Source organism: Macellibacteroides sp. (genome assembly GCF_050251695.1).
Lineage (GTDB): Bacteria > Bacteroidota > Bacteroidia > Bacteroidales > Tannerellaceae > Macellibacteroides > Macellibacteroides fermentans.
The window spans coordinates 1-14560 of sequence record NZ_JBFWMI010000044.1 but is presented as its reverse complement, the minus strand read 5'-3'; the positions used below and the strand labels follow the sequence as shown (position 1 = coordinate 14560).

The following is a 14560-nucleotide window of genomic DNA, read 5'->3' as shown; positions in this document are numbered from 1 at the left end:
CTTAGATATTACTAAAGAAATCGATTGTTTCTCCTTCTTTCAACGTTACGATTGCTTTCTTAAAAGATGCCTGCTTTCCGTTAATTACACCTGATTTAGTGTAACGACTTTTCAACTTACCCGCATAGTTGATGGTGTTAACATCAACTACGGTTACGTTGTACATATCTTCGATCGCTTTCTTTATCTCTAACTTGTTGGCATCAGGAGAAACACGAAAACCATAGCGATTAGCCATCTTTTCAGTAATCGCTGTTTGTTTCTCTGTTACTATAGGTTTAATAATAATTCCCATTATTTTACTCCTTATGCTTTAAATAAATTATCAATAACAGCCACAGAACTTTCTGTCAGCACTAAACTTGTAGCGTTAAGCACTGCATATGTGTTTATTTCTGAAGCAGTTATCACATTTGCCTTCTCGATATTACGAGCCGACAAATATACAAAATTATTTCTCTCCGCTAAAACTAAAAGTAACTTTCTATCAGCCACTTTCAGATTTTTAGTAATTGCAGTAAATTCTTTTGTCTTAGGAGCTTCCATAGCAAAATCTTCAACTACAACGATTGCATTAGCTTGCGCTTTGTAAGCCAAGGCAGATTTACGTGCAAGACCTTTTACCTTCTTGTTCAATTTAAACTCGTAGTCTCTGGGTTTAGGGCCAAAAACACGTGCACCACCAACCAATAAAGGAGAGTTAATATCACCACGACGAGCGCCGCCACCACCTTTTTGTTTGATAAGCTTACGGGTACTACCTGAGAGTTCACTTCTCTCTTTCGACTTGTGTGTTCCCTGACGTTTGTTTGCTAAATGCTGTTTTACATCCAGATAAATAGCATGATCGTTGGGCTCAATGCCGAAAATAGCATCATTCAAAGTTACCTTTCTTCCGGTATCTTCGCCTTTAATATTTAATACGCTCAGTTCCATTACTTCTCAATTAATACGATTGAACCTTTTGCTCCTGGTACAGATCCTTTAACTAGTAAAAGATTGTGTTCAGGCATCACCTTGATCACTTGAAGGTTTTGAACAGTTACACGTTCGTTACCCATTTGACCAGCCATACGAGTTCCTTTGAACACTTTAGCAGGATAAGAACATGCTCCAACACTACCCGGTGCACGAAGACGGTTATGCTGACCGTGAGTAGACTGACCTACACCACCGAAACCATGACGTTTAACAACACCTTGGAAACCTTTACCCTTAGATGTTCCGATAACATCTACGAAACCTGCATTTTCTAAATAATCTACAGAGATTACATCTCCTAAATTATAAGAGGTTTCAAAATTCTTGAACTCGGCCAAGTATCTCTTGGGAGTTACGCCTGCTTTCTTAAAATGTCCCATTTCAGGCTGTGTTGTGTGTTTTTCCTTTTGATCCTGGAAACCCAACTGTACAGCTTCATAGCCATCTTTTTCGAGCGTTTTAACTTGCGTAACAACACAAGGACCCACTTCGATAACAGTGCATGGAAGATTTTTTCCCTCGGCACTGAAAACGGATGTCATTCCGATTTTTTTTCCTAATAATCCTGGCATTTCACTTAATTTTTAAATACTCACACTTTAATTTCAACTTCTACACCGCTGGGCAACTCCAGCTTCATCAATGCATCAACTGTTTTAGCAGTTGAGCTATAGATGTCAATTAATCTCTTATAAGAAGAGAGTTCGAACTGCTCACGAGACTTCTTGTTTACGAAAGTCGAGCGGTTCACAGTAAAAATACGCTTATGCGTAGGCAGAGGTATAGGGCCGCTTACAACAGCACCGGTAGCCTTTACCGTCTTTACAATCTTCTCAGCAGATTTGTCTACTAGAGAATAGTCGTAAGACTTTAATTTAATTCTGATCTTTTGGCTCATATCTATTTATATGTTTCTAAATTATTTGATCAAATCCACACGACCTTGAACCTCTGTCAAAACTTGCTTAGCAATTGAAGAAGATACTTCAGCATAATGTGAAAAATGCATTGAAGAAGTAGCACGACCTGATGTAATCGTACGCAAAGATGTTACATATCCGAATGTTTCTGCCAAAGGAACTTTAGCTTTAACGATACGAGCACCTGTACGGCTTGATTCCATACCTTCAACCTGACCACGACGTTTGTTCAAGTCGGAGATAACATCACCCATACTTTCTTCCGGAGTTACAACTTCCATCTTCATGATTGGTTCCATCAAAGCAGGTGAAGCTTTTTCTGCTGCACTCTTGAATGCCTGGATAGCACAAATTTCGAACGAAAGCTGATCTGAGTCAACCGGGTGGAATGAACCATCAATAACAGTAACTTTCAACTGATCCAAAGGATAGCCTGCAAGTACACCATTCTTCATAGCTTTCAAGAAACCTTTTTGAATAGATGGGATGAATTCCTTTGGAATATTACCACCCTTAACTTCGTCAACAAATTGCAATTCGCCTTCGAAGCCTGCATCAACCGGTTCAACACGAACAATGATATCAGCAAATTTACCACGACCACCAGACTGCTTCTTGTAAACTTCACGAAGCTGAACTGATTTTGTGATAGCCTCTTTATAAGTAACCTGAGGACGGCCCTGATTACATTCAACCTTGAATTCTCTTCTCAAACGGTCAACAATGATATCAAGGTGAAGCTCACCCATACCACTAATTACAGTCTGACCTGTTTCTTCGTTGGTTTGAACACGGAAAGTAGGATCTTCTTCGGCCAATTTAGCCAATCCCATACCCAACTTATCCATATCTTTCTGAGTTTTTGGCTCAACAGCGATACCGATAACTGGTTCAGGGAAATCCATTGACTCCAATGAGATCAGATTGTTTTCGTCACAAAGAGTATCTCCGGTACGGATATCTTTAAATCCTACACCTGCACCGATATCTCCACATCCGATAACATCCTTCGGATTCTGCTTATTTGAGTGCATCTGGAACAAACGAGAAATACGCTCTTTCTTACCTGAACGAACATTATAAACATAAGATCCGGCAGGAAGTTCTCCAGAATAAACACGGAAGAAACAAAGACGTCCAACATAAGGGTCTGTAGCAATCTTAAATGCCAAAGCACAAAGAGGCTCGTCACTTACTGGATGACGAACAATTGTTCTATCCGGATCATTAGGATCAGTACCTTCAATCGCAGGAGTATCAGCAGGACTTGGCAAATATGCACAAACAGCATCAAGCAATGTCTGTACACCCTTATTCTTGAATGAAGAACCACAAATCATCGGATTGATCTGCATAGCAATTGTTCCTTTACGGATTGCATTTACAATCTCATCTTCAGTGATAGTTGAAGGATCTTCAAAATATTTTTCCATCAAAGTATCGTCGCATTCAGCAAGTACTTCAAGCATCTTGTCTCTCCACTCTTCTGCTTCCTCTTGCAAATCAGCAGGAATAGGTCCTACTTCATATTCAGCACCCATTGTTTCATCATGCCAAAGAATAGCTTTCATTTTAACAAGGTCTACTACACCCTTGAAAGTTTCTTCTGCGCCGATAGGGATTTGAATTGGACATGGATTTGCACCAAGTACAGTTTTAACCTGACTTACAACTTCATAGAAGTTAGCTCCTGAACGGTCCATCTTATTTACGTAACCAATTCTCGGAACATTGTATTTATCCGCCTGACGCCAAACAGTTTCAGACTGAGGCTCAACACCACCTACAGCACAAAAAGCAGCAACGGCACCGTCAAGAATACGCAACGAACGCTCTACTTCTACAGTAAAGTCAACGTGTCCCGGGGTGTCAATCAGGTTGATTTTATATTTTTCATTAAGATAATTCCAGAAAGTAGTAGTTGCAGCAGAAGTGATAGTAATACCACGCTCCTGCTCCTGCTCCATCCAGTCCATTGTTGCAGCGCCATCGTGCACCTCACCGATCTTGTGAGTTAAACCGGTGTAGAAAAGAATACGCTCAGAAGTCGTAGTCTTTCCGGCATCGATATGCGCCATGATACCGATATTTCTTGTATACTTTAATAATTGATCTGCAGCTTTAGCCATTGTTTTTCTTTTTGCCTTATTTAAAATCTGAAATGAGCAAATGCACGGTTAGCTTCAGCCATACGGTGCATATCTTCTTTTCTCTTGAAAGAACCACCTTGGTTATTGAAAGCGTCAACAATTTCTGCAGACAACTTGTCAGCCATAGTCTTACCACCTCTCTTACGAGAATACAGGATAAGATTTTTCATAGAAATGGATTCTTTACGATCGGGGCGGATTTCAGTAGGTACCTGGAAAGTAGCACCACCAACACGGCGGGATTTCACTTCGACCTGAGGAGTAATATTGTCGAGTGCAGCTTTCCAAATTTCGAGAGCAGACTTTTCTTCGTTAGGTAATTTATTCTTAACGATTTCCAGAGCGGAATAGAAAATTTCGAAGGCAGTATTTTTCTTGCCATCATACATTAAATGGTTAACGAATCTCGTAACCTTAACATCACCGAAAACAGGATCCGGAAGGATCTGTCTTTTCTTTGGTTTTGCTTTTCTCATTTGTTTTCAAAAATTTTGTTCTTGTTCTTGGTTGCCTTAATTTGTCTTCAACGGTTCCGCCGAACCATTTACTCAACCTGTAGCCTATCCAAATAAACTCAAACCAGCTTTAATACTAAAATTTAAATTCTCAGTTTGAAGGGATGTAATAATTACTTCTTCTTTCCTTTAACAGGTGCTGCGGGTGCTCCCTTTGCTCCGGCTTTAGGACGTTTAGCTCCGTATTTAGAACGTCTTTGTGTACGTCCGTTAACGCCAGCTGTATCCAAGGTACCACGAACAATGTGATAACGCACACCTGGAAGGTCTTTCACACGACCACCACGTACCAATACGATTGAGTGCTCTTGCAAATTGTGTCCTTCTCCCGGAATGTAAGAGTTAACTTCTTTACCATTTGTTAAACGAACTCTGGCAACTTTACGCATTGCAGAATTCGGTTTTTTCGGTGTTGTTGTGTAAACTCTCACGCATACACCACGTCTTTGAGGACATGAATCCAATGCTGGAGATTTACCTTTAACTACCAAAGTTTCCCTTCCTTTTCTAACTAATTGCTGAATTGTAGGCATTTTTCTTCTTTTTAAACTTTGAATGTGTTATTATTATATATCTATATATTTCAATTTCAGGCAGCAAATTTACGCATTATTTCCGTGAAACCAAACAAGTTAGCCACTTTATTTCGTATTATTGCCGCTAAAAACGGCACAAAGTTACGTAATAGTTTCTGTTCTATAACAGCAAACTCTATAAGCATTCACATTATTTAATAGACATTAACATACTTCGATCGAAAGAAAAGCCCCAGCTTAATCTGATAAAACTCCTAAAACCAGCCCATTTATAGACTATTGAGCAAGTGAAAAGCGCAAGCTGATGCCATAATTTGAATTGGATGTAGGATAAGATGCCGATGAAACCAATGGTTCATTGATTTGTAAATCATAAAACGCTCTTAGACTAAGGGTTTTACTTAAACCATAATCAGCAGATAATTGAAGCGTTTTTGCTATATTTCCAGAGGTTGGTTGTGTAAAATTATCTTCAATCTTACGAATGAGGGATTGCGACTTCCGATAAGAAAAATCCAGGCGAACCGTAAGGTCATTGCTAAAATCCTTGGTTTGTTTCATTTTCAGAACTTTATTAAACTCGGTAAGTTTATAACCTAGTCCTATTACATATTCATTAGAAACTGCCTCCACCAATTGATAAGATGATATATTAAGGCTTAGATTCCTGGTAGTACGGTACTCAGAACGAGCAGTAACATTATTTTGAAAAGTTACATCCACTCCGATCAAAGGGCTAAATCCCTCCGTAATACTTACAGCCGAAATTTCATAAGGAGATGAGGGTAACGGATTGTTGGTAAGAACATCCCTAATAAAGCCCAGGTCATCCTGCCCGGCATCAACCCAATTCAAGAAAGAAGAGAAAGCTCCAACACTATAGGAACAACGGTACTGATGGTTTAATAAAACACTTTTAAAGTACTTTCTAAGTTCACCCACTCTTATAAGTCCATCATATGTCACCCTCCAGTTTGGAAGTAAACTCGAAAGAGAAGGGAAGGGCGAAAGAGAAACATTTGTTGCATTCTTTCCTGTATAAGCTGCGAGAAAAGCAGGTATTAAAACATCGGATGAGTTTAAACCAACATTACCCAGTTCAGAATTATAGGGCTGACCAGCCAATGCAGACCCTGCCAGAAAGCCTTTATCCGGATAAGACAGACCGTTGTAAACAGCCCCCAACCTGGAAGCTATGACCTCTCTGTTTGCTAAAAAAGTATTGAATGTTTCAGAATTATATCCATCAATGGCTTTCGATCGTTTAAAAGCGGTTGAAGCAGCTATGGTAGTCATAGTAAAGTTACCACCATAGGTTTCAGGCATACCTTGATACATATACTTTATTTCGGTATTGCGGGTATCAACCCTATTGGCATTTAAATCAATTTTAAGGCCAGAAATAGGCTCAAGGGTTGCCCTCAAGGTGAAATTACGTGCATGATTGATAATTGCTGGCGAAACATTATCTTCATTTTTAATAAGCCAGTCATTTTCATCAGCCTCATCAATGTAGCTACGCCTTACAGATCCGAAAGCAAACCCTAATCCGGGTGCAGTTCCTCCCAAGGTATTACTCTGCCCGATAAAATCTCCTATTTCAGGACGAAATCCGGGTAACATCATCCCATCTGTAATTGCATACTGAATGTTCAGACTGCGTAACATCATTAAGAAACGCGTTCCATGCTCCGCAACCTTATACCATAGTTCGTTTGACAAATCGGGACCGGGAAGTATTGACACTTTAATAGCTGTTGTGTCGAGATTCAGTATTTCAATTTCGCCGGCACTTATTGCTTTAAATTTGATTGCATAAACTTTCCCATCTGCTCCACGCGCAGAAACACGCACTTTCTTTGATGCCAGACTATGTCTTATTTTAACCGTACTATCCGGACTCAATTTAATATCTTTCTCCACTTTCAACGGTGCCGGCGGAGTTCTTCTATTCCTTGAGCTGGCAGATGCCACACGGGTGGTAGGGGTAAATTTCTGGTTCACCTTAGCTAGGAATTTATTCTTATTATAGAGTGAAACCAAATTAAAACGACCTGAAATATCAAACTGACGCTGATTCGTAATCGTATTGCCTATTTCTGTCAACGAATCTATTTCGGCTCCCCGCTCCCAATTATAAGATGCATTATAAGATAAAGAACCACTTGTCCAGTCCATAACAGGGATTAAAGCAAAAGGCAATGTGTAAGTCGCAGTAAAAGTCTGATCATACTTCATAGGTTTACCCATGTCAGAAATACTTTGCTTAACAGAATCTTTCCATACCTTATACTGATCAGGATTCAATTCTTTATTAACCTGCACATTAGGTTCTTCGATACGGGCATTCGTGCCCGATGTAAAATTAATATTCAGATTCTTTGTAAAATCCCATCGCAAACTAAATGCTCTATCCCAATAAAAGGTCGAACTAAATGAAACAGGTAAATTATTCTGGCCGCCCAAATCATCTAAATTCCTCAGCTTTTGCTCATAATAATTTCTCATCATGGCCGATTGGAATGAAATATTTGAGGGGAGATAATTAAGTCCAAATTCTTTTAAATAGCGTGTACTTCCTTTCTCTTTTACATTTTTAAAAGGAGTAAACGGCTTTACGTAAGGAGAATAAGAATAACTAAAGTTTGCCCGGTAATCTTTGGATGTTTCATACTGTGTTTCGGGATTTTTCATTGTAGATTCATTAAATGAATACCCCACTGAAAAGTTTGCAGGATCATATGGCATGGGAGTTTTACTGCGCACGTCAACTTTTACATTATTAAGAGCCACGCTTTTAATAATGGTTCTATCTTGCGAAAAATCAAGTATAGAGTCCCGATCATGTTTGGTCGTTGCCGAATTTAAAGCATCTTGTAATACGATATCCTGATCCAACGGATTATACTTTGGTTTTGTGGTCTCCTTTGAATAAGCATAGTACAGCGGTATACTTACTTTCGTTTTCTCTGGGAACAACTTCCCAAGTTCCACATTGGCAGCCATATTGTATTGGGCATAATCATCAAGCCTGCGTTCTGCAATGGATTGATCCAAACCTCCAAAGCCGGCAGTCTCCACACGCCCCCCCATATTCAACGTACCAAAATCCGAAAGAGCAATTTGTAAGTTAGCATTGGCAGCCCACCCTCCGTCTTCATTAAAATCTGTAAGTCGCAACTCATTCACCCAAAATTCACCACTTTTAATATCTTTGGAATTATTACGTACCCCGATCATAATTGTCTTGACCTCCGACAAGGAAGGATTACCCACTATCGTTATCTTATTAAGCGGAGACGCAGGATCATACTCAGAATAAGGTGTATAGAATGTTACATTCTCGTTCCCCTCCCTTTTTGCCTTATTTCTATTCAGTTTCAAATTGGTAAGTACCTCGAAATCAAAATTCAACGTATTTCCTTGCGGCCATACTGTAAATTGATCAGTCTCATTGTATGTACTGTAGTTACCATGGGGGGTAAGTAACAACGGGACTTCATACTCGTAATAATTGTTTTTATAATCAGAACCTAAGCGGATAAAGACAGACATTTCGCCGTTGGACAGATTAGTCACATCATTAATAAATTTTTCGGCATGGACAAACAGCTGCAACCGTTTATATTGCCTCAAATCATAATAGGTATTTTTATAAACAGCCCGTGCATCAGCAGGTGCAAGGTTTGTTATTTTCATAGATAATGCCTGTTCATTCTGCTGACGTAATTGTGGCTGGCCTGGATCTAGCATCCGGCTAACCCCGGGAGGTAGTACATAATTAACCGGCGTACGCTCGCTGTTTTCCTCAATATTAACAGTCGCCACATCCAGAGAGGCATTAATAACAGGAGGCAGCTTCGGATTAGAAAGATCTTGCGTATAATTGCGCCATTCACCACGGACCAAATCAAAAGATCCGAAACGCAGAATTGTTGTTTCACTAAAATCAGTCATAAACATACGCATAAAACGTATGGTTTTGAAATCATTTATGGATCCCACTTTCTGGTTATAATTCTTTACAGGAATCTTAAATTGATACCAATGAATAGTCTCTTCTTTTCCATTACGCAAATTAACCGTAACCTCTCTTCTATCCACAATATAGTTACTACCTACCACTAAATCTTTAGGGCGTAATGACACCTTATATTGATAATATTTCTCAAATTCATTTAACGTGTTATCCTGATTGATATCTTCAACATCGGGAATTGTGCGGGCTGATATATCATACTTTTCCGGAGAATCCTCTGATGCAGTAGAATTCCCTTCTACTCCGTTATAACGTTTATAACGCTCCAGAATCCCTACTTCTTTCACATCATAGTCAGATCCTCTGAAGTAATGATAATCATCCCCTGCCGGATCATTGAATGGAGAAAAAGGATCTTCCATCATTTGAGCCAGAGTTTCGCCTGAGAGTCGCGACTGTAATTTTGACAAGTAATCCTGATAGGTAGAAAATTGTTTCTCATCAGCCGACGACAAACCATTAAATCCCACATCCTGCAGTTTACGGGCGCCTTGCGTATTATCAAAGGCATATACGGTTGACTGACGTTTTGGAACTCTCCCCCACACAGTCTCTTCCACAGAACTTAAATCACCATCAATTGGAAGACCATTCTCGAAAAACTTTTTCTCATCCCTCAGTATGTCTTCCGAAATCTCTCCAAGATTAAAATAAAGATCTCCTCCTTTGCCATTTGCATTGTATATAAAAGGATCCATCATCCAGAATTCGATGTATTCAATATTAGCAGCTTCAAAGTCACTCTGTTCTATTTTACGCATAATTCCACCCCATCTTTTATCTGGCATTGCAAGAGAACCATCTGCATTGATTCGGCCTGCATCTAGATTGTAAGGCCCCCGTTCAGTAGGGTAATAGGCTAAGTTAAGTACCGGCAATGTATTATTCTCATTGTATGAAAGATCTTTATTCGGGAACAGCTCCTGTGTCTTTACTTCTCTCACATAGTGATTGGATAACTGATCCAAATCATTTTTAATATGATTGGGAGCAATCGATGAATTTTTACGGGTAAATAATCCATCTATATAATACCACGCGAGTAAGGCCCGGTTCTTTCCATAATCAATATTATTAGTGAGCGATGCTTCAGGGAATAGGCTATTTGCAGCATCACTGTAAGGAACACTTGATAATGTCCAGGGATAAGGATTTAACAAATCAATTCCAGTCTGCGTCGATTCAAAATCATCCAGATAAGAATATCCGCCCGTATATTTGTTCTCATAATGACCTGGAATCAGATTCGCAAATTCCGCTTTCAAAGAAATCTGCGAAGGCTTTGTAAGAGTAAGCAAAGGCAATTTGTCAAACAGATTTGTAAGCCATTGCGATTCGGTTTTATATGAGGTATTAAGTCCCCATAACGTATTTTTTATAGACTCATCACCAAATGCAGTTTTGGTTGTTAAAGGCAACTCCGACAAATGCATGATAGTTGCTCCCAGATTAAAGTTCTTGTTGAATTCATAATTCAAATCCACCCCCATCATGGTTTTACGCTGCATGCTGTAAGCTGACTGATTTTCGAGTGAAACACTCACAGCTGTACCACTGGAAATAATATTCTCATTTAATATCGTTACTATCCCTGAAGTATAATCCACAGTATAATCTACATTCTCCTGCAACGTCACACCTGCAGCCGTTACCCTTACAGAACCTCTGGCAACATTGCTAGCACCAAGCTGGATTTCAGAACTTGATGAAGCTTTATATTCGCCTTTGATCAGAAATTTATTTTTCTCAGTCAACTGTCTCGCTACAGTCAGGGTAGAATCATACAATTCCTGAAAGACATATTTATCGGCAATCACATCATTACCAATCTTTTTTCTTAAGTGGCTTCCAAAAGGCTCCACCACCGGAAAGAATACACGACCATTCTCCGAAAGAACTGTATATCCCTCTAAATAATCGAAAATCCCATCCGGATAAGTCTCATTCTTTGCATCAAGTCTGTCCAGGTTCATCACCCGTAACAACAGCTCGTCTTTGATATTTCCCTCCGACAAGTAACGTAAATATACGCCTGTGGTATCACTCTGATACAGAATATCTAATCTGAATTTCTCTTTATTTACTGCATATGCTCCCAAGGAATAGACATTTTTCATCATCAAATCCCAGAATGGAGAACCAGGAGACATTGCTGTTCCTTTAAGTAACTTTACATAGAGGCTGTTAGTGGTATTAACTGAATTATCTGTAGAGAATTCTCCCACCTGATATACAGAGCCACGGTAAGTATACTCGTAGGCAACAGCCAGCACCTCATCTGGTTGCAACTGAGTTTTAAGAGAAATGTACCCTAATTGTTTATTTAAATTAAATTCGGAAGGATCTAGTTTTCTTGCACTTTCCACCTTTTCGTAATCGGTTCCCCCTTCTATAAAGCCTGCAAAAGCCTGTGAAACCGTATTTATATTTCTGGCTTCAGGATAACCGGTAACAACCTGCTGATACAATGTATTTGCACCATTATAAGGTATAGAAAGCGAACCGGAAGGATTGAACTGCGGATTGCTGATATGACTGTTTTCTGCAAGGTCGGAAAAAGCAACAATATTTCTGGACTGATCGTAATTACTTCGTTTATTTGTAATCCAGACCTCCACTCTACTAATACTGATTCCTGAATTTATATATGGCAATTTTGACAAAGCAGCATCATAAGTATCTCTAAAGAAATGTGAAAGGAAAAAATGACGATTTTCATCGTACTGGTCGGCAGCAAATTCATATGGCTTGGTTTGTACACCACCTTTTGCTGAAACAGTCTGCGACTCAGATTCCTGTTGAGAAAAAATGGCCCCTACACGTAGCTTTCCAAACTGAAGTTCAGTTTTTATCCCAAACAATGCTGCACCGCCTCTGATCAATGAGTTTGAAGTGTTCATGCTAACATTACCGGCTTCCATCACCTTTATGATTTCATCTTCAGTACCCTCATATGCCAGCTTAAGTTTTTTTGAATCATAGTCGAATGTAGTCTCCGTATTATAATTCATTCCAAAATTCACTTTTTCTCCTACGGTAGCCTGTACATTAAGCTGCACTTGCTCTTCAAAATTAAAAAAAGTACGGTTTCTGGAACGCTGTGGTAACGACGGATTATCAGTTTTGTTACTTTTAAGTCCCATTTTAATTTCGGCAGTTCCTTGAGTCTTTACTCTTACTCCTCCTTTACCAAATATTTTTTCTGCAGCACCGAGATCAAATCCAATATCCGTTATTTTAAGCTCCTTATTCATCTCTTCACGGTAACTCTCTTCATTTTTTTGTCGGAAATAAGCACGCAGAGATTCCTGCAAACTATAATCCTGATACTCTTCGGGAGTTAAAGAGATGGGTGTACTCAGTTGCATGTCGCCCAACTTAGTCGTAACGATATAGGTGTTTGACTTTAAATCGTATTCTATCGAAGTTTTTACATTGTCCGGATTACGCAAATCCATGGGAGATTTTTTTATCAGATCGTCATAGGCTTCCGGCACTGTTTTAGCCACCGGATAACGAGGATCAAGAGAATCTCCTTCAAGAACTACCTGAGGCTCAAGCTCAGTTAATTCGGGCACCTCTGATGTAAAAATCAGATAATCCGCATTCAACGAATACAGACCAGTCCCGAATAACAGAACACATACAACTAATATGTAGTGAGCCCCCCTTTTCATCAAAGCATTCTAAGTGCGTCTTTAATAACTTTTTCCACTTCAAGAGATGGAGACCTCTTCAATATAGTAGCAACTGCCTTTTGAGACGCAGCCTTCTGAAAGCCCAGCATTACCAGTGCGGCAATCGCCTCTTCTGCAATCTGACCATTACCAGAACCAGACACGGCAGAATCTGCAACAACTCCCTGTAATTTGACTTTATTTTTGAGATCAACCAAAATACGCTGAGCGGTTTTTAGTCCGATACCCTTTACAGCAGTAAGTGCAGCTTCATTCTTGGAAGCAATAACCTGAACTAACTCAGATGGTGGAAGCGAAGACAAAATCATACGTGCAGTATTCGGGCCCACACCCGAAACACTTGTCAACAACAAAAACAATTCACGTTCTTCTTTATTATAAAATCCAAACAGCAGGTGGGCATCTTCTCGAATTACTTCGAAAACATAAATCTTACCCTGATGCTGACCATTATATGCAGTATAAGTCGTTAATGAGATATTCAATTCATACCCTACACCACCACACTCCATAACCATTCGGGCTGGAGTAAGCTCAATTATATCACCTCTTAAATATTCAATCATTTTGCGTCTAACCAGTTAAATGTTTGTTTATAACGCAAAAGTACGCAAAAGCGTATATTATAAGGCCTCTTTATTTAGAAAGCTGGTCAGGGATTCACAAAAAGCGAAGCGCCAGGGTTCAACGCATCAAAAACTTCAATACATCCTCTATCTTGCAATGTGATATAAATTTGCCTCAATTCTTCACCTCCAAAAGTGATATTTGACGGCTTCTTACCCTTACAGAAATACTCATACAGGATTTTTCCCTCAGGCGAGAGAACTACAACAGTTCCTTTATCGTACCTGCATATATAAAGATTACCTTTTATATCGCAACGCATTCCATCCATTCCATAATCGGCAAAACGATGAAAAAGACGCTTGTTGGATATATTTCCGTTCGGCTCGATATCGTATACCCAAACGTTCCGCTGCACTGATTCATTCACATATAATAAGCGTCCGTCGGGACTCACCTCTACTCCATTGGTTGTCCCCATGGAATCTTCCAACAATACCACTTCTCCCTTCGTCGATATTCTCCATAATTTACCAGTGTTATCAGACCAGGCAGGATCGCTGGCATAAATTGTACCATTTGGGGCGATGGATATATCATTGGGTTGATTCATTGACGGTTCATGAGCGAAAACTGAAATAATTTTTGTTTTCAGATCAACACAAAGGATATTATGATTGGTATAATCCGCCACAAACATCACCCCTTCAGCATTAAAACGAATTCCATTTCCAACCGATCCGTCGGGTAAGGTCAAAAATAGACCGTGTTCACCCGAAGACTTGATTAGTCCGATTGTTCCTTTAGTTGCATAATTGACAGCATATAGGTTACCAGCGGCATCTACTGCGGGACCTTCAATCCCCGACGTAAATGTACCTTCGGGAACAAGGTCACGACCATCGGGAGACGAGAACGCAACACACGAAACCATCAAGGAAGAAAGCAGTATACAAAGTTTCTTTTTCATAATATTACCTGTTGTTATTATTTTAATCAGCGTGCAAGATATAAAATATTACGTTCGATAATCGAGTAGGAGGAAAACAAAAGTAGTTTTCTTCCTACTTTTGTTTTCCGACCTCTCACACCACCGTACATGCCGTTCGGCATACGGCGGTTCTTTAATTACGATGCAGACGGCGATATAATCT

Annotated in this window: 10 protein-coding genes; all 10 read right to left on the bottom strand. The window is 39.5% G+C overall.

The annotated features are described in order from the left end of the window. Position 1 precedes the first annotated feature (1 nt). A complete protein-coding gene (gene rplW / locus AB7E53_RS08230) occupies positions 2–295 on the bottom strand; it encodes a 50S ribosomal protein L23 (RefSeq protein WP_068182259.1) in 294 nt (97 codons plus the stop codon). 11 nt (positions 296–306) lie between these two features. Continuing rightward, complete coding sequence (gene rplD, locus AB7E53_RS08225; RefSeq protein WP_079682551.1) at positions 307–936, bottom strand: 50S ribosomal protein L4; 630 nt, start codon at positions 934–936, stop codon at positions 307–309. After that, a complete protein-coding gene (gene rplC / locus AB7E53_RS08220; RefSeq protein WP_068182243.1) occupies positions 936–1553 on the bottom strand; it encodes a 50S ribosomal protein L3 in 618 nt (205 codons plus the stop codon). Before rplC ends, rplD begins: the two co-directional genes overlap by 1 nt. A 20-nt stretch (positions 1554–1573) precedes the next feature. Then, entirely contained in the window at positions 1574–1879 is a 306-nt protein-coding gene (rpsJ, locus tag AB7E53_RS08215; protein WP_005634728.1) for a 30S ribosomal protein S10, read from the bottom strand. 21 nt (positions 1880–1900) lie between these two features. Continuing rightward, positions 1901–4030: an elongation factor G gene (gene fusA / locus AB7E53_RS08210; protein WP_350456343.1), complete on the bottom strand. Its 2130-nt coding sequence runs from the start codon at positions 4028–4030 to the stop codon at positions 1901–1903. 20 nt (positions 4031–4050) lie between these two features. Further along, the gene (gene rpsG, locus AB7E53_RS08205; protein WP_079682553.1) at positions 4051–4527 is read right to left on the bottom strand and encodes a 30S ribosomal protein S7; all 477 of its coding nucleotides are present in this window, start codon (positions 4525–4527) and stop codon (positions 4051–4053) included. A 152-nt stretch (positions 4528–4679) separates the two neighbouring features. Further along, complete coding sequence (gene rpsL / locus AB7E53_RS08200; RefSeq protein ID WP_068182233.1) at positions 4680–5099, bottom strand: 30S ribosomal protein S12; 420 nt, start codon at positions 5097–5099, stop codon at positions 4680–4682. Between the two features lie 279 nt (positions 5100–5378). Next, positions 5379–12818 carry a T9SS outer membrane translocon Sov/SprA gene (gene sov, locus AB7E53_RS08195; RefSeq protein WP_446775130.1) on the bottom strand — a complete coding sequence of 2480 codons (7440 nt, stop codon included), beginning with the start codon at positions 12816–12818 and terminating at the stop codon, positions 5379–5381. Further along, positions 12818–13405 (bottom strand): Holliday junction branch migration protein RuvA, encoded by a 588-nt coding sequence (gene ruvA / locus AB7E53_RS08190; RefSeq protein ID WP_079682555.1) that lies wholly within the window; start codon positions 13403–13405, stop codon positions 12818–12820. The genes sov and ruvA overlap by 1 nt, the downstream gene beginning before the upstream one ends. Positions 13406–13491: 86 nt before the next feature. Further along, complete coding sequence (locus AB7E53_RS08185; protein ID WP_446775128.1) at positions 13492–14376, bottom strand: SMP-30/gluconolactonase/LRE family protein; 885 nt, start codon at positions 14374–14376, stop codon at positions 13492–13494. Positions 14377–14560 lie beyond the last annotated feature (184 nt).